Below are 23,062 nucleotides of genomic sequence, written 5' to 3'. Positions count from 1 at the left end.
CGACGTCTTTGCCTGCATGTCGGCGACTGCAGGTAGTGTCCGTTACTGCGCTTTTTCTCGGTTTAGTTGCTGGCAATAACGCGCAAAAAAAATCGCTCACGGCCAGACATCGAAGGACGGCTTAGTCCCCGTCCGCAACCTAACCTACTCCACAGTCTTGCGGTTGTAACGAATGTCAGTTTTGACCGGCCGTATTGCAGCGACGAGGTTGTTGGCCTACGGCGGAAGAAGGCCGCACGTAGCGGCCTACGGATCAGCCAATTCTCCCCAGTTTTCTTTGTCCGCCAAATAGCAGTCAGTTGAGAATGTCCGCTATTGCACCAATCAGGTTCAGAACTTCGTTCGTCCGTCGATCTACCTCGTAGACATAGTTTCCGGCCCGCACGTAGTATCCGTTTCTTTTCAGACCATATCTGTAGGGATCGTTGATGCGCACATAGCCATCATAGATGTAATCCCCAGCCCGGTATCGTTTGACTTGTCCGGGGGGGACGCACGGAACTGCTTTTTTGGCCAAGCCCGGCGGGCAATGTCCTGCTTTTGATTTCACGAAAACAGGCTGCATAGCATTGTGCGACCCAACAGTCTGTCTAAGATCGAGAGACTGGACATCAAAACTCGCACTCGCAACCGGCCCGGTTTGCATTACGAACACCGTCGCTGTGATTGCTAAAGCCGTTTTCATCCTTCTGCCTCCTTTGACTGCGTCTTCCATTTATGATCCCCGTAGGGATTTGACCAATGCATAGGCGGAGACTGGCTTTCCACTGAAGTCTCCCACTATGACGCGATGGTTCGTTGATACGACAGCCTCAGCTAACGACCTTTCAAACCGTCAAGTTGGAATGGGGTAATTGACGAGGCGCACGACCGGACAAATCGTTTGTTCTTATTTCGTAAACAACATTAACCGAACGTGAACAGTGTATTCGCAGTGGGTTCAAACAACTTTAGGCATACTGATTAAGTTGGATCGAACGAGACGTATATCGTTTGACGAAAACAAGGGGAACAAAATGGTCAAGCCTGCCTTTATGACTGAAGATCGCAGCACTGAAATTGCGATGCGGACCTCTAGCGAATCTGCCGAAGAGCGCCTGCAAACCACAATGAATTCGAGCAATAGTCGCTTCCCTCCTATTGAAAACGCACTGACAGAGATCATAAAAAACAAGCGGCTATCCGAGGCTCACCAGAACGTCTGAAGACAAACCAGCTGACCCCCCCGACAATTCTCGATTATCGTCCTAAACATCGGAATTGTAACATAAATCCCGCCCCAACTTGGGGCGGGATTTTCTTGTTGCGCATCGCAATCATCAAGAGTTTGCGCCAAGCAGGCCGACTAGGTCGACCTGCCAACTTAGTATCCGAAAGGCTTACCGGCGCTCCCGCCTTCAGTTCATCCTGAAGTGGAAGCTGGCGATGGCAGGGAAGCCTCAGGTCACAGTCCCAGCAGGGCTTTGACCTGTTCCTCAACTGCATCGGTGACTGGCTTGTTGGCAGCGGCTTCCAGGGCCTCACGTTCTGCCAGGTCTTGCTCTTCTACAAGTTCTGTCAGCTCTTCCACCTCTTCAACAGCTTCATTGTATTCAATGGCTGCCTGTCTCTCGTCATTCAAAGTCTGGGCTTCATCAATCGAAGCGTCCAATTCGGCTTGGGCCTCTTCTAGCTGCGCTTCGATATCCGGATCGCTACCGCCCGCGTCCTCCAAAGCTTGTTCAAGCTCTGTGACCGTGTCCCGGTTGGTTTGAACCTCACCCAATGCGACTTCCAAGTCATCCTCGATTTCTTGAACTGTACGATCTGGTTCTTCCAGCCCCTCAAGGAGCTCCAACTGTTCTTCCAGTTCCTCACGCAAGGGTTCTCCGGCCAGCACTGTGTCGCGGTACGTGGCAATTCTGCCAACCCGTGAATTGGGCGCAGCATTGGCGAGGGCCGTTGGACTTGCATTGGCCGCGTTCAGTGCGCCCAACTCGGACGGATGTGCACCGAGCAGCGCAGCCATACGGTTACCTTTGGTACGGGAAACGGGACGCTTGGACTCTTCTACAATCACAGTCTGACGAACCGTTTTTTGCACCTTGGCCTTCTGCGTTCGAAGGGTTGTCGTAGCAACCCTTGAGGTGGTTGCCGTTTTGCGAGTTTTGCCATTCCCGTTGAACAGATCTTTCAGAGAGAACCCGCCGCCTTTTTTCGTACCGGACCGAGCGGACTGAGACTTTGTTTTCCCTTGCCCGAATATCCCGACTCTGGTGCCGCCACGGCTTTTGTCGGCCCCGTTGCCACGGGCACCATTTCCAGCCGAGCTGTTGTCTCCGCGATCTCCCTGAGCGCCGTTGCCATTGCCGCCGCTGTTTCCATTGCCACCGCCGTTACCGTTGCCATTTCCACCGCTGTTGCCGTTTCCGCCGCCGTTACCACCACCGTTTCCGCCGCCATTGCCGTTTCCACCGCCATTGCCGCCACCATTACCGTTGCCTGGTTTGGCATAAGCAAAATCAGGAGCTGCGACGGTGGCTACAATGGCTGTTGACCCCAACAAGGCAATCGCGATCGTCGAAGCTTTAAGCAGTCCGCACTTGGTGGTTTTCATTTTCAATCTCCTCAAAACCTTCAGCAACGACAATCAGCGTGCTGAGGTTGACCACAGTGTTTCGGCAGTCTGACTCGCAGTCGAATCAAAGCCCTTGCCACTGATTTAACTTGAGGTCGCTTGAACGCAGGGCTAACTGCTTGTTCATCATCGGTTCATGTCGGGCCTAGTAGTCTTCAATGAAGGTGTTTGAGGGTGTTATGCAGGCCAAAGCGTTTTTTCTGGTTGCAGCTTTGCTAACTGCCTTGTCCGGGGGACAAGCGGCGGCAGACGCACGCGAACTCAAACAGTCTGAACTGCGCATGGCGACGTTGTCAGGCAGTGCAATACGGCTGAACCGTGTCATCAAAGGCGTGAAGAAAGCATACGGCGGAACCCCTGTTGATGCGCGCGCATTCAAAACAGACAAGATCTACTATCGTATTCTGGTCAAAAAGCCGGGCGGAAAGATCGTCAGCGTGATCGTGAACGCCGAAACCGGCACAGTCGTCTCGAACCGCTCAAGTACCGGGCGCGAGATTTCCGAAGCCGCGCGCAATTCGACCAAATCCCAAAGCAACAACGGTCAGAGCGCCTCTGCCACCCGTGGGAACAGTGCGGGCCGAAGCAATGCTGGCGGCAACGGCAACGGCGGTGGAAATGGAAACGGCAATGGCGGTGGCAACGGCGGCGGCAATGGTGGCGGCAATGGTGGCGGCAATGGCGGCGGCAATGGCGGCGGCAATGGCGGCGGCAATGGCGGCGGCAATGGCGGCAGCAATGGCGGCGGCAATGGCGGCGGCAATGGCGGCAGCAATGGCGGCGGCAATGGCGGCAGCAATGGCGGCGGCAATGGCGGCAGCAATGGCGGCGGCAATGGCGGTGGCAATGGCGGTGGAAAAAATTAGAGTTAAGATCGCGCTGATTTAGCTGTAGTCTCTGGATATGCGAATACTCCTTGCTGAAGACGAACCCCAGCTTTGTGAGCAAGTCAAAAAGCTATTGGGTGCGGAAGGTCGCGTGGTCGACGTGGCCAACAATGGTACAGATGCCCTGCATCTGGGGTCGACTGAACCGTACGACATGATCATCCTCGACATCGGCCTGCCTGAGCGTGACGGCATTTCGGTCCTGCGCGAATGGCGCAGCGCGGGTGTCAAAACCCCGGTCTTGATCCTGACGGCCAGAGATGGCTGGAGCGAACGCGTCGACGGTCTGGATGCTGGCGCGGATGACTATATGACCAAGCCGTTTCACATGCCTGAATTGGCGGCGCGGGTACGGGCCATCTTGCGACGTCAGAGCGGTCAGTTGAACCCCGTGATAGAAATGGGAGAGGTTTCTCTGGATACGCGGAATGGTCGGGTCACCGTTGGGGGCATACCTGTCGATTTGACCGCGCAGGAGATCGCTGTTCTGACCTATCTGGCGCACAACATCGGTCGGATGGTGTCGCGTACTGAGTTATCTGAACACATCTACGAATATGACGGCGACAGAGATTCCAACACGATTGCAGTATTTGTGACCCGCCTGCGCAAAAAACTGGGCTCCGATTTGATCACAACCGTCCGGGGGCGCGGCTATATGATTGATTCCGCCTAATGCTCTCGTTGCGCCAACGGGCCTTAATCGGAGGTATCGCTTCGGGAGCGTTGTCCGTAGGGGTCGGTACGCTGATGGTGTTTTCCTACATCAACACGCGCGTTCTGGAGCAGTTCGACGCAACGCTACAAGACCGGCACACGCAGGTTGTTGTTGGCCTCAGCGCCACCACGGATGACCCTGAAACCCTGCGGCAGTTGGTATTCGATCCGGCCTATAGCACGCCATATTCGGGGCGGTATTGGCAAGTAACGGACAGTACCGGTGCCATATATACGTCTGCTTCACTCTTCGATGAAACGATCGCCGAGCCTCCGCGCGGAAATGACGAAACAATCATTTGGAACACCTCCGGTCCAGATAGCGAAGCCATTCGTAGCGTCTATCAAAAAATCACGTTCGAAGATGGAACGGAGTGGGGCGTAACTGTCGCCGAAAGCAGGAGCGAACTGATCAACGAACGCAGCGCTGCACAAAGATACCTTCTCCCGGTTTTTGGATTGGTTGGTTTGATCGGAGTGGCAAGTTCTCTTTTGCTGATGTCCGCCATTGTTGGCCCGCTCCGGAAATTGCGCGCCGATGTCGCTCATCGTTGGGATCGAGGCGATGAGCTGGCTCCCGAAGACTACCCGGAGGAGGTTTCTCCCCTGGTGGAAGATCTCAACAAACTTCTGCATCGAAACCGCGAGATTGTCTCAGGTTCGCGAAGGCAAGCAGCGGATCTGGCACATGCCCTCAAGACACCGACGGCCATCTTGCGAAACGAATTGGCAGAACTCGCAGACGCCGGCGCACATACGGAGCCTGCGGAAGAAGCGCTAACCCGAATTGACGCCCAGCTTAGCCGTTCACTCGCACGCATGCGAGCATCAAACACCGGAGAGTTAACGCATTCCAGGACGGACCTATCGAACTCAGTCGAACGGCTGTCCCGGTTGTTCTCGGTGATGGCCGAACGCGAGGGGAAGACGCTTGTTTCGAATTGCGAGCCTAGTCTTCACGTTCGCATGGACCCACAGGACATTGAGGAAGTGATCGGAAACCTCCTTGACAACGCCCTCAAGTGGAGCCGGACAACATTCCAAATCTCCGCCAGGCGCACGGGCAGCGGCATCGAACTTCGCGTCGAGGACGACGGGCCCGGAATCCCAGAGGATGCCCGGCTTGAGGTCCTTCGGTCCGGCGGTCGACTCGATACCTCAGTAAAAGGAACAGGGTTGGGGCTGCCTATTTCCGTTGATTTATTGGCCGCCTACGGTGGAACGCTGGAACTTGGAACATCGAAGCGCCTGGGGGGCTTGGCCTGTGAGGTGAATATTGGGCGCGAGACATATAGCCAATAGATGAGCAAAGTGGCGACAGTGTCCGACCGCGTCGCCACACGTCGCCAAGACGGGCGTGGACAGTGTATTGATATGATGCAGTACTAAACTCCCTTCGCCTAAATTACCCGCCGCGCAGAAAACCTGCGCGGCGGGCACTTCATTTAATCGACGATCTCGCTGTAGTCCCCGCGGACTTGAACCATCACTGATGCGTCGCCAGAGTCACGGTTGCGCCAGAACCAACCATGTTCACCGGCGAAGGCCGCTTCAATCGTGCCCTCTGCACCGCTCGACCCGCGCGCTTTCTCATAGGTGATCGACTGACCGCCACCGTGACCATGTAGGTCGAAATTCACCCGACCGCCTGTAACGACCATACGGTACTCAGCCGTTGCGCCTTCTTCCATGACCAGCTTCCATTCAGCCGACTCTCCGGGCGTCAGTATAAAGCTGGTTTCATCCTGCCAGATCTCGGCCTCTTGCGCGTGGGCCGACCCGACAAAGAGGCCAAAGACGTCGTTCAGCAGGCTCGACTGATCCTGGCTTTCGAGTTTGCGGTCTGCTTCGGCTTCGTCTGCAAGTTGCGATTTAATCTCGCCCATCTCTTGCAGCCCGAGCACGCGGCCAACGCCAGTCGGGTCGATCCCGTATTCGGCTGGCAGTACCACCGTGACAAGGATCGCGACGGCAGACGCACCTGCAATGACGGTCGAGCGGAAAAGCTGAGCCGAGCTTGGCAGTTCCTCAAGACTTGGTCTTTCTGTGTTGAACATTTTCTGAACTCCGTTACGCGGCAACAAAATAGCCCGTGATCTGATAGCCCATCAGGATGAACCCGAGGGTCATCATGATGACGTTTACGCTGTAAGCTTGCTGGAAGAAGTACGGGCTTTTGCGCCAGAACCCCATTACGATAAGGATGATCGCAAGGGCCGTAAGCTGGCCAAGTTCCACACCCACGTTGAACGCCAATAGGTTGGCGAGAAGCCCTTCGGGAGCGATATCATAGTCGAGAATTTTGGTCGCCAGACCCATGCCGTGGAACAGGCCAAAAACCAGCGTCGCAACTTTGGTATTTGGCTGAAACCCCAACCAACGCTGGAACGCACCAAGATTGTCGAACGCCTTGTAGACAACCGAAAGGCCGATAATGGCGTCAACGATGTAGGCGTTTACACCCCAGCCGAACCACACGCCCAACAGCATTGTTGTCGAGTGACCAACCGCAAAAAGACTGACATAGATGCCGACATCCTTGGCCCGGTAGAGAAAGAACACGACGCCAAGAAGGAATAGGATGTGATCGTAGCCTGTGACCATGTGTTTGGCGCCAAGATACATGAAGGGAATGATGTTCACGCCCCAGATTTCCTGGATGTAGCCTGCGTCGCCTTCAGTGACGTTATGAGCCAGCACCTGAGACGTGCTCAGTGCCAGATTGGTTATAATGAGGGCCAGCAGGAGCGTCGCGCGCCTGTCTAGACCCCGTGAGATTAGATTCATGGATGTTCTCCGTTGTTATGTGATGTCGAAAACCCCGATTGGGGCGACGTCACACGCGCGGAGGCCGGTCTATACCGTAGTTCTTGGTTGGGCCGTCCGGCACTCGGTCGAACGCCCTGTCATCTGAGAGCGAGGCCAGTGACAGCGCATTTTCCGGTTCCGGTATGACCATTTGGCTGTGGTCGTGATCTGCACCATCATGACTGTGCCCGTGCATCGCCCACAACAAATCTTCTTCAAAGCCATGAGTATGCCCGTGCTCTGCAATGATCTGCAAATGCTCCTGCACGGTTTCAATCACTGTCGGGGCATGGCCCACGTTTGGCTGAAGCGACCAAAATATCAAAGACAGGCAGAGGAAAGCTGCCATCGCATTCTGCGTATATCTTTGAACTGCTCTCACGTCTTCAGTGCCTCAGCGGCTTTCTATATCCCCCCCAGGGGTTATCCCGACTTATATGATAAAACCACAAATGCTCGCAAGCCATCCAGCACGTACAACGCGGCAGAAACGCGCCTAAGAGCCTCTGCGGTCTCTTTGGCGCCTAGGGTTGGTTGGCAGTAGCTCTATTGAACAACCAAGAAACCTTCCAACGAAGTAACAGCAGTTCCTTCAAGGATGACGCGGTTGCCATCCGCTTCACAAGCAATGACTCCGCCTCGCGCAGAAAGCTGACGAGCCAACAAATGTTTTTTCTCCAGTCTCCGAGACCAGTATGGCGTCAAACAGCAATGTGAAACGCCTGATACGGAATCTTCTGGCACACCATTTGCCGGGGCAAAGAACCGTGAAACGAAATCAAATTCCCCTGTCCCTTGCGCCGATATGATCGCTGCGGGTAACGGTAGTTTTGCCAAAGCGGCAAAATCCGGAGCACAGCTCAGAATATCATTTTCGCTCTCAAAAACAGCCAGATAGTGCTTTGCAGCCAATAAAGCTGAAGGCTTCTTCCCAAGTGCTTCGATCAGACCCGTGGGGGCATCGACCACCTCTGGCACAAGTGCGGGCATATCCAGACGCAATCCGTTTTCCCCACGTCGAACAATCATCCGGGCGGATTTGGAATGGAAGGTGACCGCATCCAACCCGACCTCGAGATTGGAGAATACGATGTGAGCAGCCGCAAGGGTCGCGTGTCCGATCATATCCACTTCGCGCGCTGGGGTGAACCAACGTATGTCGAATTCGGCATGCCCTGCGCGATGGCGCGCATTTGCTCGCGGAACAAAAAACACCGTTTCAGATTGGTTCAGTTCACTCGCGATGGATTGCATGACCGGTACAGGCGGCCATTGATCCAGTGGGCAAACGCCAGCAGGGTTTCCGCTGAGCGTGCGGTCTGAAAAGGCATCGACGAAAAAGGTTCGAAGTTTCATCTATTGTCCATGTCTGAAACGCCGGATGACGGCATTCTGTCTCAAGGTAGAGGCCGCAGGACGAGGCAACCAATTGTGCAGTTTCATCCTTAGTCGCCTACGTTCGGGCGCGGGATTGTGAACGCCCCATCGTTTTCGATGGCAAACGCGGCACTAAGAACCGTGCTTTCTTCGAAATACCTGCCAACCAGCTGCAACCCTATCGGCAATCCTTCCGAGTGCATTGCACAGGGCATCGTCAGCGCAGGATGGCCGGACATGTTGAAGAAGGTGGTAAAGCGCGTGATGGCATTGCCAACTGCTTCTTCCACACCGTCACGGGTTGTCTTCACAGTTCCCAGTTTTTGCGCAATTTCCGGCGTCGCCGGCGTCAGGATCAGATCGACTTCGTCAAACAATGCGTTGGTCTCTTGCCGATAGAGTTCTACGAAGCGCTTGGCCCGGATGTAGTGTTCCGCAAGGAGAGTCTGCCCCAGCGCCAATCCGGCGCGAAAATCCTCCCCATAAAGCTCACCCCGGTCTTGTAAATAGGCCGAATGCGCGCTCAGAGCTTCAGGCATCTGAACGGTGAGAGACACGGCGCGGCTGTGTTCGAGATCCGGAAATGTCACAGGGACCAAAGCCGCGCCTTTCGCAGTCACAAAGCGTTTAACATCCTCTAATGCTGTCAAGATTTCCGGATCAGTTCGCTCGAAATAGAAATTAGTCGGAATACCGATGCGCAACCCAGAGATATCGCCATCGAGCGCTGCAGCATAGTCTTCGACCGCAAGGTTTTGCGAACCCGGATCACGAGGATCGTAGCCCGCAATGATCCCGAGTAAATCAGCGCAATCTGTGACGTCTCGAGTCATGATGCCCACATGATCTAACGTCCAGCAATATGGCACCACACCCGTCGTCGGCACTCGGCCAATGGTTGGCTTCAGTCCGACCAGTCCGTTCAACGATGCTGGCGCGCGCACTGATCCGCCAGTGTCCGTACCAAGGCTGGCAGGGACCAAGCCGAAGGCCACCGCTGCCGCTGATCCGCTGGACGATCCTCCGGCCAGTCGGCTTGGGTCATAGGCGTTCACGCAAGTTCCATAGACCTCATTTTCGCCGGTTGCGCCGTAAGCAAACTCATGAAGATTGGTCTTGCCCAGGCTCAGCGCGTTTGCCTCTCGCATACGGGCGATGACAAAGGCGTCCTCCGATGCAATTCTGTCATGAAACACGCGCGATCCAGCTGATGTCAGAACACCTTCGATGTCGAAAAGATCTTTGGATGCGTATGGAATACCCGCAAAATGCGACCGCTCCAGATCGTCGCGCGTGAGGGTCTCGGCCACCTGGCGCGCAGATTTATCTGTCACGGTGATAAAGGCTTTGGAACGGTCATTGTGCCTTGCAATCCGCTCGGCAAAAACCGCGACCAGTTCAGTTGGCGTTATTTCACCGGCTTCAAGCCTGGATTTAAGACCGCGGACAGTGTCAAACGCTATTTCATTTGTCATCTGTCTATCGCTTCTGAACAGTCAGGGCCGGAGGTATCGTGCCAAGGTCGATCTTGCGAAGGACCTCCAACTCGTCCAGCAACTCCTGAAATCCGGTAATGATGCCTAGTTTCGGGTCTACAAGTTCGTCTATTTCCGCATCGCTCCAGTCGTGCGAGGCCATCTGGTTGCAGATACCTGTCAGAGTCTCTTTTTTCAGTTTTTGCATGTTACCCATCCACGCAGGTTCCGATGAATCTTCCGGCGCGCCAATACGCGCGCCGAGCTCGTGCGTCACAGTTGCGATAGTTCAACCATTTGACAATCTGCTGGCCTGACCGATACCACCGCCTGTAGACCTATTTGCTCAGCAGGATCTCACGCGGATAGTTGGTGATGTAGTCGAACCCGGTTTCCGTCACGACCACCGAGTCACCAATCCGACCTGCAGTGACACCATCGACCGAAATGCCGCCGTCGACCGCAAAGGTCATGCCCGGCTGCAGAACTGTCTTGTCTCCGGCTTTGAGCTCCGGCGCTTCCAGATATGCAACACCGATGGATCGACCGGTACGGTAGCCGGTTTCATAACCGCGTTCCTTATAGACTTCGTTGGCGGCTGCAGCGACGTCTTCGGCCAGAACGCCCGGGCGGATCGAGTGGATCGCGGCTTGCTGTGCGTCAATCGCAGCCTGCTGCACTTCGCGGTCCAGGTCTGTCACTTCGCCGATGTGGAACATACGGTCGAAGCCCAGCTTGTACTGTTTGAACTGCGCCATGTTGCAGAAGCAGAAATAGACGGGATCAAACTTTTCATATGCTTTCACACCGGCACGACCATGCACCATCGAGGTATTCTTACCGCTTTGAACAATCTGCAGGTTGTGGATCATGGGCGAGACGAAGCTGTCCCAACCCTTGTCGGTCAGGAAAGTGGCCGCCTTGCGCGAACCTGCATCAATTACCGCCAGCGCGCTCTCGTATTCCTGTGCGCCTTCTTTCAAGGAATTATGCGCCGCAAGCATCATCACACCAGCGATCTCTCCAGCCTGTTTCATCACTTCTATTTCGAAGGGTGACTTGATGGTCCGCATCGCGCCCAGTACCGGAGAGATATCCTTGAGAGGAACGCCCGGATAAGTCTCGTCCAGATGATTGCGGACAATTGCAGGGATCGATCCCTTTTCAACCCAGATCTCGGATGGGCTCTCGCCCAAAGCACCAGCCAGCGCGCGGCCCCATGTGCGTTGTCCGATATCTTCCCAAGTGCGTACGTCTTCGACCCATGTCATCGCACCGACCATCTCCGACTCCATCAGCGGCGTGATGACAACAGGCGAGTCATCCGCGTCCACCACCAACATCGTGGGGCGCCCGAACTCGATCCCCAGGTAACCCCAGAAACCCGCCAGATAGGCCATAGAACTTTCATCGGTAAACACGGCCTTCTGAATGCCTGCGTCCTTCATGCGGCTCTGAAGCTCAGTCGTTCTTTGTTTTGCGTGTTCAAGCATGTTCCTTTATCCTTCAAGAAGAGCCAACGGCATGACACCAAAACCGATGGCAGGGTTGAACTTCAGGCCGTCCCTTCATTGTCGCGCGGGCGGCCATTTCGGTTTTCAATTTCAACACCGCCCGCCTTCCACGCGGGCGGCGCTATCGCGCCTCAGTCTAGGAGACCCGGTAAGAAGAGAGCGACCGGCGGCACGAAGGTAACGACGAAAACCATCGGCAGGTGACCTAGCAGCAGGAACTTCAAGGTCGGGCCGACATAGGTCGACAGAGGTTGTCGGGTGACGCCCCCGGCCATGTAAAGCAGCGGTGCGCAGGGCGGAGAGATGTTGCCCAATCCCAGGTTCGTACCGACAATGGCAGCGAAATGGATCGGATCCAAACCAATCTTCTGCGTTACAGGCAGCAGGATAATCGCAGCCAGAACCCCACCCGATACGTCGTCGATGATCATGCCCATGATCAGCAACAGCAGATTGATCAACAACAGGATGACAATCTTGTTTTCCGATATGGTCAGCAACAGATCGGCAAACTGTGTCGGCACCTTGGCCAAAACCATGCCGCGGCTCATGACGAACAGGAAAAACAGAACCATCAGGATCGCGCCAGTCAGACGTGCGGCTTCGACTGTTGAGGCAAACAGTTTGTCGAGCGGTAGCGTACGGTAGATCAACATACCAACGGCCAAAGTATAAACCAGCGCCATCGATCCTGCTTCGGTCGGAGTGGCGATGCCGCTGTAGATGCCACCCAAAATGATCACCGGCATGATGATCGCAAGGCTTGCACGTTTACCGGTTTGGCCGATTTCTTTCACGGTGCCCGAAAAAGAAATTTTCTCTGAAACTGTGATCGTCGTGTTGTTCCGCAGGAACCAGAAATTCAGCGCGCAATAGGTCGCGGCCAGCAGGATCCCGGGGCCCATGGTTGCAAGAAAACACTTGGCCACTGACTCGCGGATTGCAATCGCAAAGACAATCATTGGGATGCTGGGCGGGATCATCAGAGCCAGAACCGAAGAAACAGCAACAAGCGCAGTTGCATGGCCCGGCGGATACCCTTCCTTGATCATACGCGGGACCATGATTTTGCCGATGGCCGCAATCGCAGCCGAGGCCGATCCCGAAATCGCCCCAAACAGCGCACAAGTCACAACCGTGACCGCTCCCAGACCACCCTTGGTGCGTCCGACGAAGGAATTGACGAAATCCAACAGCCGCTCAGATATCCCCGAAGCGCCCATCAGAGTGCCCGACAGGATAAACAGCGGAATGGCAAGCAGCGAGAAAGCACTGACCTGCGAATAGCCGAACCCGGCATGAAACGAGATGTCTGTGCCCTGCAAAGTGCCAAAAACAAGCGCTCCGATGCCGAAGGCAAAGCCGACGGGCACTTCGATCAGCAGCAGGACGATGACGATTGCGATAGCAACGAAGAACAGTGTCAAATCACTCTCCCCCCTTCCCGGTGATCAGCGCGCGGGCTTCGAGGAAGATCTGAAGCAGCATGTAGAACCCCATCAACACGAAGCCGAAGACCATGCTGAGATCCCACATGTATTTTGGGAGTTTCATGTAAGAGCTTTTGCGGTTCAGGTTGATGTTGAACTGCGCAAAATCCCAAGCGTATTTGGCAAAAACGACCAGTGCGACCAGGCACAGGATTGATCCGAACAAACGGAGCGCAAGCAATGTCTTTCGATTTCGAAAGACCAGCGACATCACTCCACCTTCGATGTGGTCACGCTCGCGCGAGCAATACGCCATTCCGATGAAGTAGATCCACAAGGCCATCATCGGCGCCAGCTCTTCGATACCGAGGAACGGAGACGAAACGACATATCGCATGAACACTTGCGCGGCCATGACCAGGCCAAGGGCAAGCATTGCGACAAACATGATGACGCGCATCAACCACGCAACTTTGGCTTCCAGCGAGTACATGCGATCCAGGCCGCGATAGACAGGCAGTTCGCGATCCTCTGGCGCAGGCACCGGTATGATCGGCGATGGCACCAGAACATCGTCCAGACTGTCTGTGTGCAAGATATCCTTGGTCATTTTCCCTCCCATCCCCAAAAGGAAACACGCGCAAAGCTTGGTTTGCGCGTGTTCGTAAGTGGCGTTATTCCACGCCGGCCGCCTGTCTGATGGCGCCCATCACTTCTGTGCCGATGATCTCCTCCATGTAGGGGTATTCAACTGCGACAACCTTGGCACGATAAGCGTCCAGCTGATCGGGGGTCAGTTCGATGACTTCGATCCCGGCAGCTTCGATCTGCTCGAACCATTTGGGGCTTTCAGACTCGGCGTTTTCCCAGGCCCAGGTGACGGCTTCATTGGCGGCCTCTTTCACCCAGCCCTGCTGTTCCTCTGTCAGGCCATCAAACCACGCTTTGTTTGCGGTCCAGAAGGTGTGTTCGAAGTTTTCGCGCGTGAAGACGTACGCGCTCAGCACGTCCTTGAACAACAGAACTTCGGATGGCGGCGAGTAAGCCCGACCGTCAATCGCACCAGTCTGCAATGCTGTATGAACCTCGGAGAATGCCATCGGAACGGCCGAAAAGCCGGTTGCCTTGTAGCGCTCGATCGCCATGGGCATACCCGGAACGCGCATCTTGAAACCTTCTGCATCGGCCGGGAAGTCTACGGGAACGTCAACGCCTTTGCGCACAACGAAACCGGTGAAGTCGGTCGGGATCGTACCCAGCAACTCCATGCCCAAGTCATTCATGATGTCGTTGTAGACTTCATTCATTGTCGAACCGGGACCGTAGACTTCCTTGCCCGACTCCCAGTCGTTGGCGACATAGCCCAGAACGGACACGTCCCAGCGCGGATCAAGCTCGGAATGGTTCCACGACATGGTCATCTGAACAGCGCCTTGAGCGACCTGCTCAACGATCGATGTCCAATCTCCAAGATCACCGCCGGGGTGATAAGAAACCGACATGGTTCCACCAGAAAGCTCGTCCAGCCGTTCGATGAACTGTTCGGAGACTTTGTGGAAGATGTGTTCCTGATCCATGACGTGGCCCAGAATGATGTCCTGAGCCGATACACTGGACACGGCGAACCCTGCAAAGCCGAGCGCGGCAGCCCCAGTTTTCAGAAATTTTGACACCTGCATTTACGAAGGTACCTCCCTTTGATCGAATCTCGGCCTGTGCTTGAGGAACCCCAATCAGGCTGGCGGGACAGTTGACCTGTATACAGCTTAATGTCAATGATCAATTTTAGTCACTATTTTCTTATAAAAATGAGGTAGGTGCATGCATGTCATGAGAATTGATCCAGGATCCATGTTCGATGAGGGCCGCCACAAACGGGCAAAAATAGGATTCGTTCTACTCGCGACCGAGCAGACAATCGAAGACGATATGATGGAACTGATACCAGAAGGCGTCGGTGCACATTTCACCCGGGTGGCCATTCCAGACAGCATCACAGTTGACAGTCTGATCGGAGTCGGGTCCGACCTGGCACGCGCCGCGTCGACCTTGTTGCCAGATGGTAGTCTGGATGTGATCAGCTATGCCTGCACGTCCGGCAGTTTGGTCCTGGGCGAAGAAGACGTATTTCGCGAACTGCGCAAAGGCGCACCCAACGCGATCGCGACCTCTTTGATCACCTCTGCCATTCGCGCCTTAAAAGCACTTTCGGCAGAAAAGATCGCGGTGTGTACACCTTACCTTGAAGACGTGAATCAGAAAGAAAAACAGTATCTTGAAGAACGAAGCCTCCACGTCACGAAGATACGCGGCCTGAATCTGGAAAAAGACAGCGACATGATCCGTGTGCGCCCGGACGTGATTGAACAGTTGGCCCATTCGGTCGATTCCGGGGCTGCCGATGCCGTGTTTATTAGCTGCGGTGCTTTGCGGTCACTCGAAGTCATTGAGCGGCTCGAAGACGCCCTGAACAAACCCGTAATTTGTTCCAATCAAGCCATGGCATGGGATGTCTTGCGTAAAGCGGGTGTTGATGACCAAATTGCTGGGTACGGTCGGTTGTTGAGAGACTACTGATTGGTAGTCTAAGACAGCAAAGAGCACCCAGAGGGATCAGAACCGTGACTATCGCAGATTCAGGAATTGCGGCGCCCTCAAAGGCAACCGTAGACGAGATCCAAGAACAAATCTTGGAGCGAATCTGCTTCGCGCACTACCCTCCGGGCACTCAACTGAAAGAGGCTGCACTTGCCAAAGAATTCGGTGTCAGCAGAACCCCCGTCAGAGATGCCATCGCGCGCATCGGGCATCTTGGATTGGTAGAGACGCGCAATGGTGTCGGCACCGTTGTCATCGAGCTTTCAGCAGAACGTGTCCGCCATCTTTACGAAATGAGGATGGAGCTTGCCCAGATGATTGGGACCTTGTCGCCGATCACTGTCACAGAATTTCACCGCGCAGAAGCGCGTTCGATCCATGAAAAAGCCGTCGCACTGCGCGAGCGGCTGGACTCTCAGGAATACGTAAAGCTGAACCAACGCCTACAGACCCTGATCACATCTCTGATCGGAAACCACTCTCTGCGCGAATTCTGGAACCAGGCATATTTCCAGTCGTCCAGCGTCTGGCATCGCATGGAACAGATTGTTGGCATAGTTGCCTACGATTCATTGGTGCGAGAGACCTCTGACTTGGCCAAAGCACTGGAGCGTGAAGACATCGCCGCCGTCGGATTTCTGCAGAGAGTCTACATAGGATATGCTTTTCAACTGATTGAGACACATCTTTTGAAGCGACAAGAAGAACGTGAGTTTTGAGTCGATTGCTTAATGCTCGTTGGAATTTTCTTAGAACTTCAGAAAAATTGGTTTCGGCAGATCACCTGGCCTTTCCCATTGGCACAACCGCATTCTGGTTAGATTTCGAACCATTGGGAGCAAACGCTTCTGTTCGCCAAAAATTGTACGTTGGACATGACGGAGATAGAAACACCTCAGTGCGGGTGTTTTGTGAAGCGACTTTCAGTAGAGTCGCACGCTACCTTGCGCATCTCGTCAGCCCCTCCGAAAGCGACAGTTGATCATACGCGCGCAGAATGTTTGGGAGCTCCCTTTTCGGGCATTGCAATTTCTTATGGGATGTCAGCTCAGAACCTCAGCGCAATTTCTATCACTCTGACGGCCTTGCAAGTAAGTTACAGCCAAGTCTTCTAATGACGACACGCAATCCTCGGTTATGCGTTCATCCCTTCAATTAGCGTTGTTTTCATTGACACATTGCCTTGCATGCGATCCGCTGAACTACGTCATCTGTTTTAACGCAAGGATTTGATGTCATGCCAGAATCGCTCAACCTGCATAAATTTGAAAACCTAAGTCCTTTCCAAATCAAAGATGAACTTATCAAGTTGGCGCAAAAAGAGGCGCGGCAGATGGCTCTGCCATACCTAAATGCCGGTCGAGGGAACCCAAACTGGATCGCCACCAAAGCGCGTGAGGCATTTTTCCTTTTGGGGCAGTTCGCCATGACAGAAGCTCAGCGCCATCAAAACGAGCCGGAGGTCGGTCTGGCTGGCATGCCGCAAGGGCCAGGCTGCTATGACCGGCTAAAAAAGTATTGCGCCAAGTCGATTGAAGGAAACGGCCCTCCCGGTGCGGATACTTTGGTGGCAGTCGTTGATTTTGCGATTGAGAAATTTGGTTTTACGCCAGACGATTTCGTGCTCGAGTTGACTGACGGTATTGTTGGTGACCATTACCCGATGCCCGACCGTTGCATGGAGCACAACGAAGCGATTGTGCATGAATACGTTATGTGGGCGATGTGCGCAGGGCACCGACCGGATGCTAAGTTTGATATCTACGCGGTCGAGGGTGGCACCGCGGCGATGTGCTACATCTTCAAAGCGCTTAAGAACCAGAGATTGCTGAATGCTGGTGACACCATTGCGTTGGGCACACCGATTTTCACGCCCTATCTGGAGATGCCGGTCCTTGAAGACTATGGGCTGAACACGGTGGATGTCTCTTCGAAAGAAGAGGATCACTTTCAACTGAACGACAAAGATTTCGAAATTCTGTCCGACCCGAAAGTCAAAGCACTCTTTCTGGTCAACCCGGGCAATCCGTCTTCAGTTGCTATCAGCCCTGAGGTCTCAGCTCGGCTTGTCGAGTTCGTAAAGACCCGCCGCCCCGACCTGATCATTTTGACTGACGATGTTTACGGGACCTTCGTTCCAAACTTTCAGTCTATCTTGGGGCATCTACCTGAGAACACTATCGGGGTTTATTCCTACTCCAAGTATTTTGGTTGCACCGGGTGGCGTTTAGGCGCGATTTTAGTGGCCGAGAACAACATCTTCGACAAGATGATTGCGGATGCTCCGGACGAAACCAAGGCTGTCGTCAACGCACGCTACGAAACGCTGACACCTGATCCATCCTCGTTCAAGTTCATCGACCGGATCGTCGCCGACAGCCGCGATGTTGCGCTGAACCACACTGCGGGTCTGTCGCTGCCACAACAGGTGATGATGACCTTGTTTTCACTCGTCGAGCTTATGGACGAAGAGAAGGCCTATCAGAAATTCTGCTGGCGTATACTGAAACATCGCTTTGACGAGTTGGTCGACGGGATGGGCATCGAAGTTCCCGACAACCCGCTGTTCGACAAATACTACGGTATTATCGACTTTGAGTTCTGGCTTCGCAAATACGTGGGCGAAGAGGTGGTCGAGTGGATCAAAGAGAATGTCCACCCGCTGGATATATCCTTCAAACTGGCACAGGACCACGGGATCGTGTTGCTGAATGGATCGGGCTTTGACGCGCCGAACTGGTCGGCGCGGGTATCCTTCGCCAATTTGGATGATAGTGCTTACCGCCAGATCGGAAGAGCGGTGCGCGCGGTGGCCACTGGTTACGTGCAGGCCTACCGTGCCTCGAAAGGACTGCCCTTGCACGGTTGAGATCTCGCAGCAGCGCAAAGAAACGGATCAGCATGATGATGGGTAATCATGCTGATCTCACCCTTCCAAGCTAGGACCCTACTTGTTGCGCGGTCTGTCCTACGGAACAAAAGCCACAACCAACGGCCCCCAGAGTGTCAGGAAGATATTGGCCACGGCATAGGTCATGGTAAAGGCGGGTGTGGGTGTCGAGTTCCCGGCTTTTTCCAATAGTGTCGCAAAACCGGGATTGCCCGAGCGTGACCCGGTCACAACCGCACAGGCTTCAACCGGGTTCTTAATACGCAGGGCGAAGTAGTTGATCGGGAACTGCACGATCATGGGCATCAATGTAACCACAACACCCAGAAGCAGAAGTATGATCCCATATTCCTGAATTGCCTCTAGTGCAGGTTTGCCCGCATTTAGGCCAACGACGCCAACAAACACGGCTAAACCAAAGCTCTGAAGGAAATTCGCGGCCCCACGGTTAATACCGCCGATCTTGGGTTGCCGGATGCGCAAATAGCCGATGATCAAACCTGTAACCAGGCAACCGAGGCCGGACCCCAAAGCCACCTTCGTTCCTGCGATGACAAAACTGATCTCTCCGATCAGATAGCCGATGGCCACACCGATCCCCAATGCAATGAAATTGGTGACTGAGGCCGAAGGCGGCACATAGCCCGCAACCTTGGCAACTCGGTTCAAGTCGTCCTTGTGACCGACAATACTGATCTCGTCACCTGCGTGAATCTCTGTGTTGTGCAGGACGGGGACATCATGGCCCATGCGAGTGATCTTTGAGATATGAACACCGCGCCTTTGATCTGCCGTCAAAGCCTCGCGCAGTTCTGCCAAGGTTTTGCCGGTCAGTTTGCGGTTGGTGACCACGACGTTGCGACGCTCCTCCACAACCGTCAGTTCAGGTGGGTACTCTCCGATTTCACCACTGGCGCTCCCCTCGAACTGGGTCAAAGTCGCAACAAGGCCAGAGACGACCACAGTGTCTCCGGCATTGACTATCGTTTCAGGGGTTGGATCCACAGGAGCGCCATCGTGGAGCAACCGTTCGACGATCAGATCGCCATCATAACCGCCTTCGATGTCCTTGACGGATTTTCCGGCAATGCTTGCATCCGCATTTACCTGATAGGCGCGGGCGTCGAACCGATTCATGGGAAGGAACTCACCTTCCTCTAGTTTGGGTCCACCGCCGCCGAGTTTCTGAGCCAACTTAATCGCTTCTTGCCGCAGATCGACACGCATGATGATGGGAATGATGCTAACCGCCAATATCGGGCCGATTGAGCCGAAGATGTAAGTAACCGAGTATCCTACGGCGATGTTGGTTTTCAGTTTTTCCGCCTCATCAGCGGCGAGCCCAAGCAGATCTATGGCATTTCCAGCGGTGCCAATGATTGCAGATTGTGTCAGGCCGCCAGCGGCCAGCCCCGCGGCCAGCCCTTTGTCCAAGCCCGCCAATCGGGCAACAACGATAACAAAAAACAACCCCCAGAGGGTCATCATAAACGCGGCAAGCAACTTGGTCAGCGCGGTTCGGTTCAAGGCCGCAAAAAACTGAGGCCCGCCGTTGTAACCGACCATGAATATGAAGAGAGAAAAGAAAACATTCTGAACATCGGTGCTAAGGTTGATACCACCGATCTGGCCAATGAAGACCGCCACCAACAACGTGCCAGCGATGCCCCCCAATTCGAACTTGCCGACCCGAAACTTTCCGACGCCATAACCAAGACCCAGGCAAAGAAACAGTGCCATGATCGGGAAGGCGCGAAGTTGTTCTGTAATCAGTTCCATTATTAAATCTCCAGGGTTCAAACGCTGGTCATTTCTCCTAAAGATACAGCGCCCTACTGTATTGAAAACAAAAAAATTTAGACACCCGACGTCGTGCGGACTTTATGAAGCCATTCGGAACAGTTTCTTGAAATATTCGGGTGAACTTGAAATCTAAAAAGCTATTTTCGAAACGTAGATCACGCCATTCCCTCTTTGCCTTTTGGGAAAGAGCCTTTGCCATTTCGATGGATTCCTATGCTCTCTTCGACCATTTTCAGATATTCACCTAAACTGCAGCGAGTGGAGGTTGTTTTTCCGACCTATCCTGCAGGAATGAAGCGATAACATTGAACCTCTGGCTACTGTGTACAGAACAGCGTCGTCGTGAGCGCAGTTAAGTCTTTGGCCTCTTCTTCCCGATTTGTGCGACAGAGCCAAAGGTTACGCAGTTTGACAGGAGTTAGCGCGATTTCTGCAGCTACTGGTGTAGAAATTTCAGTCTGGGTGAATCGCTGTCTTCCGATCTGCAAAAATGGAGCGTGCAACAAGTTGTGAAAGCCGGCACCGACCAAAGGTTGCCCGCCAAAAGTACTCTCATATGAGGCTCAAAACCTGATCCGAAAGCTGGCACCGTGTTCTCGGGTCATTGTCTCGATCACTGCATTTGCTTGTTTCAATACAGCGGAAACAATGGACAAGCCCAAGCCAGTACCGCCTTGATCCCGTCTTGTCGTGAAGAAGGGCTCGCTGATGCGCGTGCTGTTGCGCGGGGAAATTCCCGTGCCGTCGTCAGCGACAATCAAGCTGTTTGAAGCTGCATCAAATGTAATGTCGACACGTGTTGCCCCGTGCTGGAATGCATTTTGCAAAAGATGATGCAGAACAATGTGCCCCTGATCTTTGGACAATGGTAGGCGCGTGTCGGAAGGCGCGTGACACTCAATGACGTGCTCTGAAAACTCGGCTGATGCGGCTTGGACAATATCCGCCAATGGCGTTGGAGTCGCGTCAGTTTGAATGCTGGCCCGGGCCAGTTCGCGAAGACGCACCAACAGAGCGTTCATGCGCAGACCTTCCTCCTTTATGTTGTGAACGAGTTTCTGATTTCGGTCACTGTTTAGAGCAGATGGCCCTTCAGACAACAGCTCGGCCGCACCAAGAATTGCGGTGACCGGCGATTTCAACTCATGTGTGACATGGCTCGTGTAAGTTTCAATCGCTGTGGAACGTTCTGACAAGGTTGCGGCCATAGAAACGACGTTGTTGCCCAAATCTGCCAATTCCCTCACCCCATAGTGCGGCACCGGGTCAGGCGTTGGCTTCGACCCGTTTGCGACATCTCGGCTTTGACTGCTGAGGTCGCGAATTGGCTTCGAGATCAGTCGCCACATCACCCAACCGACCCCGACCGCAGACACCAGCATGAACACGGCAACAGAACCCAGTGTGAACCGTTCCTGAAACAGAAACTTCCTTAGGTCCATGGGCGTGCGCGACAGGTAAACGGCGCCGATAACCCGATTGCCCAACACAACGGGATGTGCAACGAACACGCGATAAGACGTGTCCCGGCTGATCGAATTCAGAAGATGCCTCTTAGACGGATTGTCCCGATGCCGCAACACAGAGATGGTTTCCCCATGCAGAGCTTGAGACACTTCCGGGACATGCAGAAAGGACCCGGTGACGGATCCGCTGCTGGCAATGACTCGGCCAGAATGATCCGTGAAAACAAATCCTGACAGAGTCGTCTTCTTTGCAGACATGGCCAATTTGGACAACGTTTGAGAAATCGCCGCGTATGGCGCAGCCAGCGGTTCATCTATTGCAACCGGATCGGGTCTGGGCGGCGAAACCTCACCGCGAAGCAGGTCCAAACTGGGTGCTATGGGATGAAAGTCCTGCTGAAGCCGCGTGATCTGCTCGGGGGACAAGCTGTGGCCAACATCTGGCGTATGTTGGAATTCTGAGAAAGCCGCAGCATACACCTCGGCAAAGATAACCGCCTGAGACAGCAGGCTGCGTTCCGTTTCACGCGCGAATTGGTTGCTGTACAAGCGAGCGCCCAGAACGCTGATGATTGGAAGCGTCACCAATGCGATGCAGACCAACGCAATCACCAGCGCAAGCGAAGGCCGCCATTTTTTCTTGACGGTCAGCACCGACAAACGCCCAATTTTACACCAACCCCGTGCACGGTCTGGATCAGGTCTGGATAGCCCGACGCCCGTGCCTTTTGACGGATATTGCGAATATGGCTGTCAACTGTGCGACCGGACAGGTACGTGTTGTGACCATAGACCATTTCGATGAGCTGCGACCGCCCGAAGACCCTGCTTGGTGCCTTAGCGAGGATAGACAGCACCGAGAACTCGATCCCGGTCAGCTGAATTTCGGTTTCCGCTAGGGTGCACCGATGGGCGCTGTGATCCAGCCGCAGATCCTGAAAAACCGTCACATCATCGGGCGCCTTTGTGTCTGCCGAGCGCGCGAGGATGGCTTTGATCCGTAGAACCAGCTCACGCGGGCTGAAAGGCTTAGTGACATAGTCATCGCCACCAAGTTGAAACCCAAGAATGCGGTCAATCTCATCATCCCGTGCCGTCAGAAACAGGATCGGTACAGTTGAGGTTTTGCGCAGCTCCGTGCACGTTTCCAACCCGTCCATTTCGGGCATTCCGATATCCAGAACAACCAAGTCAGTCGGGGTTTTTCTGAACAGCTCTAATGCATCCTGGCCGGTGCCCGCCTCGGTGGTTTGAAAACCGGAATCTTCCAGTGCAAAACGTACGACATCGCGGATACGGGCATCATCATCTACAATTAAAATGTTGTTCACCGTATGTGTCCGCCGTCGAAGTCTCACCCAAGTCACGATCAGAGATCACACTGCCATTGGCCGGGTCAAGTGGGGCTTGAACACGTGGTGCGCTCCATTTGAAATCGTCCCCCAACCACCAGGCATCTGTTCGCAATTTGTATGGTATA

The 23,062-nt window shown here is 54.2% G+C and carries 22 protein-coding genes; 7 read left to right on the top strand and 15 right to left on the bottom strand.

Annotated elements, in window-relative coordinates; genetic code table 11:
* Window positions 1–295 precede the first annotated feature (295 nt).
* Complete coding sequence (locus ACXAH8_RS10745; protein ID WP_475218246.1) at window positions 296–715, bottom strand: hypothetical protein; 420 nt, start codon at window positions 713–715, stop codon at window positions 296–298.
* A gap of 301 nt (window positions 716–1,016) precedes the next feature.
* On the opposite strand from ACXAH8_RS10745, the gene ACXAH8_RS10740 reads away from it, so the two are divergent.
* The gene (locus ACXAH8_RS10740) at window positions 1,017–1,205 is read left to right on the top strand and encodes a hypothetical protein (RefSeq protein ID WP_170375770.1); all 189 of its coding nucleotides are present in this window, start codon (window positions 1,017–1,019) and stop codon (window positions 1,203–1,205) included.
* Between the two features lie 239 nt (window positions 1,206–1,444).
* On the opposite strand, the gene ACXAH8_RS10735 is transcribed toward ACXAH8_RS10740, so the two are convergent.
* Window positions 1,445–2,596 (bottom strand): hypothetical protein, encoded by a 1,152-nt coding sequence (locus ACXAH8_RS10735; RefSeq protein ID WP_475218244.1) that lies wholly within the window; start codon window positions 2,594–2,596, stop codon window positions 1,445–1,447.
* Window positions 2,597–2,775: 179 nt separating this feature from the next.
* Here ACXAH8_RS10735 and ACXAH8_RS10730 point away from each other — a divergent pair, with 179 nt between their 5' ends.
* The 3 genes from ACXAH8_RS10730 (at window position 2,776) to ACXAH8_RS10720 (ending at window position 5,523) form a co-directional block, all read left to right on the top strand.
* Window positions 2,776–3,483 carry a PepSY domain-containing protein gene (locus ACXAH8_RS10730; protein WP_475218242.1) on the top strand — a complete coding sequence of 236 codons (708 nt, stop codon included), beginning with the start codon at window positions 2,776–2,778 and terminating at the stop codon, window positions 3,481–3,483.
* Between the two features lie 37 nt (window positions 3,484–3,520).
* Complete coding sequence (locus ACXAH8_RS10725) at window positions 3,521–4,180, top strand: response regulator transcription factor (RefSeq protein WP_170375774.1); 660 nt, start codon at window positions 3,521–3,523, stop codon at window positions 4,178–4,180.
* Window positions 4,181–4,254: 74 nt separating this feature from the next.
* Window positions 4,255–5,523 (top strand): sensor histidine kinase, encoded by a 1,269-nt coding sequence (locus ACXAH8_RS10720; protein WP_475218240.1) that lies wholly within the window; start codon window positions 4,255–4,257, stop codon window positions 5,521–5,523.
* A gap of 143 nt (window positions 5,524–5,666) precedes the next feature.
* Here ACXAH8_RS10720 and ACXAH8_RS10715 read toward each other — a convergent pair whose 3' ends face one another.
* The 10 genes from ACXAH8_RS10715 to dctP all read right to left on the bottom strand — a co-directional run bounded on the left by ACXAH8_RS10715 (window position 5,667) and on the right by dctP (window position 14,504).
* Window positions 5,667–6,278, bottom strand: coding sequence for a transmembrane anchor protein (locus ACXAH8_RS10715; RefSeq protein ID WP_475218238.1), 612 nt, complete (start codon window positions 6,276–6,278; stop codon window positions 5,667–5,669).
* A gap of 13 nt (window positions 6,279–6,291) precedes the next feature.
* Window positions 6,292–7,008, bottom strand: coding sequence for a HupE/UreJ family protein (locus ACXAH8_RS10710; protein ID WP_475218236.1), 717 nt, complete (start codon window positions 7,006–7,008; stop codon window positions 6,292–6,294).
* A 49-nt stretch (window positions 7,009–7,057) separates the two neighbouring features.
* Window positions 7,058–7,378 carry a hypothetical protein gene (locus ACXAH8_RS10705; protein WP_475218234.1) on the bottom strand — a complete coding sequence of 107 codons (321 nt, stop codon included), beginning with the start codon at window positions 7,376–7,378 and terminating at the stop codon, window positions 7,058–7,060.
* A 197-nt stretch (window positions 7,379–7,575) separates the two neighbouring features.
* Entirely contained in the window at window positions 7,576–8,385 is an 810-nt protein-coding gene (locus ACXAH8_RS10700) for a PhzF family phenazine biosynthesis protein (RefSeq protein WP_475218232.1), read from the bottom strand.
* Window positions 8,386–8,474: 89 nt separating this feature from the next.
* Window positions 8,475–9,881, bottom strand: a complete 1,407-nt coding sequence (locus ACXAH8_RS10695; protein WP_475218230.1) for an amidase — start codon at window positions 9,879–9,881, stop codon at window positions 8,475–8,477.
* Window positions 9,882–9,885: 4 nt separating this feature from the next.
* The gene (locus ACXAH8_RS10690; protein ID WP_170471590.1) at window positions 9,886–10,089 is read right to left on the bottom strand and encodes a hypothetical protein; all 204 of its coding nucleotides are present in this window, start codon (window positions 10,087–10,089) and stop codon (window positions 9,886–9,888) included.
* A gap of 130 nt (window positions 10,090–10,219) precedes the next feature.
* Window positions 10,220–11,374 carry a M24 family metallopeptidase gene (locus ACXAH8_RS10685; protein ID WP_475218227.1) on the bottom strand — a complete coding sequence of 385 codons (1,155 nt, stop codon included), beginning with the start codon at window positions 11,372–11,374 and terminating at the stop codon, window positions 10,220–10,222.
* Window positions 11,375–11,526: 152 nt separating this feature from the next.
* Window positions 11,527–12,822 (bottom strand): TRAP transporter large permease, encoded by a 1,296-nt coding sequence (locus ACXAH8_RS10680; protein ID WP_475218225.1) that lies wholly within the window; start codon window positions 12,820–12,822, stop codon window positions 11,527–11,529.
* A 1-nt stretch (window position 12,823) separates the two neighbouring features.
* Window positions 12,824–13,435, bottom strand: a complete 612-nt coding sequence (locus tag ACXAH8_RS10675; protein ID WP_475218223.1) for a TRAP transporter small permease — start codon at window positions 13,433–13,435, stop codon at window positions 12,824–12,826.
* Window positions 13,436–13,499: 64 nt separating this feature from the next.
* Entirely contained in the window at window positions 13,500–14,504 is a 1,005-nt protein-coding gene (gene dctP, locus ACXAH8_RS10670) for a TRAP transporter substrate-binding protein DctP (protein WP_475218221.1), read from the bottom strand.
* A 172-nt stretch (window positions 14,505–14,676) separates the two neighbouring features.
* On the opposite strand from dctP, the gene ACXAH8_RS10665 reads away from it, so the two are divergent.
* From ACXAH8_RS10665 to ACXAH8_RS10655, 3 genes are all read left to right on the top strand, one after another.
* Entirely contained in the window at window positions 14,677–15,402 is a 726-nt protein-coding gene (locus tag ACXAH8_RS10665) for a maleate cis-trans isomerase family protein (protein WP_475218219.1), read from the top strand.
* A gap of 44 nt (window positions 15,403–15,446) precedes the next feature.
* Window positions 15,447–16,142, top strand: a complete 696-nt coding sequence (locus ACXAH8_RS10660) for a GntR family transcriptional regulator (protein WP_475218217.1) — start codon at window positions 15,447–15,449, stop codon at window positions 16,140–16,142.
* Window positions 16,143–16,660: 518 nt separating this feature from the next.
* Window positions 16,661–18,292 (top strand): bifunctional aspartate transaminase/aspartate 4-decarboxylase, encoded by a 1,632-nt coding sequence (locus ACXAH8_RS10655; RefSeq protein ID WP_475218215.1) that lies wholly within the window; start codon window positions 16,661–16,663, stop codon window positions 18,290–18,292.
* Between the two features lie 99 nt (window positions 18,293–18,391).
* On the opposite strand, the gene aspT is transcribed toward ACXAH8_RS10655, so the two are convergent.
* From aspT to ACXAH8_RS10640, 3 genes are all read right to left on the bottom strand, one after another.
* Complete coding sequence (gene aspT, locus ACXAH8_RS10650; RefSeq protein WP_170552053.1) at window positions 18,392–20,092, bottom strand: aspartate-alanine antiporter; 1,701 nt, start codon at window positions 20,090–20,092, stop codon at window positions 18,392–18,394.
* 587 nt (window positions 20,093–20,679) lie between these two features.
* On the bottom strand, window positions 20,680–22,236 hold the full coding sequence (locus tag ACXAH8_RS10645) for an ATP-binding protein (RefSeq protein ID WP_475218213.1): 1,557 nt from the start codon (window positions 22,234–22,236) through the stop codon (window positions 20,680–20,682).
* Window positions 22,230–22,913, bottom strand: coding sequence for a response regulator transcription factor (locus ACXAH8_RS10640; RefSeq protein WP_475218211.1), 684 nt, complete (start codon window positions 22,911–22,913; stop codon window positions 22,230–22,232). Before ACXAH8_RS10640 ends, ACXAH8_RS10645 begins: the two co-directional genes overlap by 7 nt.
* Between the last annotated feature and the right edge of the window lie 149 nt (window positions 22,914–23,062).

Source organism: Ruegeria sp. ABV3_008 (genome assembly GCF_056161185.1).
Note: the sequence above shows the minus strand (reverse complement) of the source record. Positions and strands in the feature narration are given on the sequence as shown.

Excerpts from the sequence above, each read along its gene's own strand:
- ACXAH8_RS10745 (WP_475218246.1), bottom strand. The coding sequence starts at position 715 with ATGGAAGACGCAGTCAAAGGAGGCAGAAGGATGAAAACGGCTTTAGCA.
- ACXAH8_RS10740 (WP_170375770.1), top strand. The coding sequence starts at position 1,017 with ATGGTCAAGCCTGCCTTTATGACTGAAGATCGCAGCACTGAAATTGCG.
- ACXAH8_RS10735 (WP_475218244.1), bottom strand. The coding sequence starts at position 2,596 with ATGAAAACCACCAAGTGCGGACTGCTTAAAGCTTCGACGATCGCGATT.
- ACXAH8_RS10730 (WP_475218242.1), top strand. The coding sequence starts at position 2,776 with ATGAAGGTGTTTGAGGGTGTTATGCAGGCCAAAGCGTTTTTTCTGGTT.
- ACXAH8_RS10725 (WP_170375774.1), top strand. The coding sequence starts at position 3,521 with ATGCGAATACTCCTTGCTGAAGACGAACCCCAGCTTTGTGAGCAAGTC.
- ACXAH8_RS10720 (WP_475218240.1), top strand. The coding sequence starts at position 4,255 with ATGGTGTTTTCCTACATCAACACGCGCGTTCTGGAGCAGTTCGACGCA.
- ACXAH8_RS10715 (WP_475218238.1), bottom strand. The coding sequence starts at position 6,278 with ATGTTCAACACAGAAAGACCAAGTCTTGAGGAACTGCCAAGCTCGGCT.
- ACXAH8_RS10710 (WP_475218236.1), bottom strand. The coding sequence starts at position 7,008 with ATGAATCTAATCTCACGGGGTCTAGACAGGCGCGCGACGCTCCTGCTG.
- ACXAH8_RS10705 (WP_475218234.1), bottom strand. The coding sequence starts at position 7,378 with ATGGCAGCTTTCCTCTGCCTGTCTTTGATATTTTGGTCGCTTCAGCCA.
- ACXAH8_RS10700 (WP_475218232.1), bottom strand. The coding sequence starts at position 8,385 with ATGAAACTTCGAACCTTTTTCGTCGATGCCTTTTCAGACCGCACGCTC.
- ACXAH8_RS10695 (WP_475218230.1), bottom strand. The coding sequence starts at position 9,881 with ATGACAAATGAAATAGCGTTTGACACTGTCCGCGGTCTTAAATCCAGG.
- ACXAH8_RS10690 (WP_170471590.1), bottom strand. The coding sequence starts at position 10,089 with ATGCAAAAACTGAAAAAAGAGACTCTGACAGGTATCTGCAACCAGATG.
- ACXAH8_RS10685 (WP_475218227.1), bottom strand. The coding sequence starts at position 11,374 with ATGCTTGAACACGCAAAACAAAGAACGACTGAGCTTCAGAGCCGCATG.
- ACXAH8_RS10675 (WP_475218223.1), bottom strand. The coding sequence starts at position 13,435 with ATGACCAAGGATATCTTGCACACAGACAGTCTGGACGATGTTCTGGTG.
- dctP (WP_475218221.1), bottom strand. The coding sequence starts at position 14,504 with ATGCAGGTGTCAAAATTTCTGAAAACTGGGGCTGCCGCGCTCGGCTTT.
- ACXAH8_RS10665 (WP_475218219.1), top strand. The coding sequence starts at position 14,677 with ATGTTCGATGAGGGCCGCCACAAACGGGCAAAAATAGGATTCGTTCTA.
- ACXAH8_RS10655 (WP_475218215.1), top strand. The coding sequence starts at position 16,661 with ATGCCAGAATCGCTCAACCTGCATAAATTTGAAAACCTAAGTCCTTTC.
- aspT (WP_170552053.1), bottom strand. The coding sequence starts at position 20,092 with ATGGAACTGATTACAGAACAACTTCGCGCCTTCCCGATCATGGCACTG.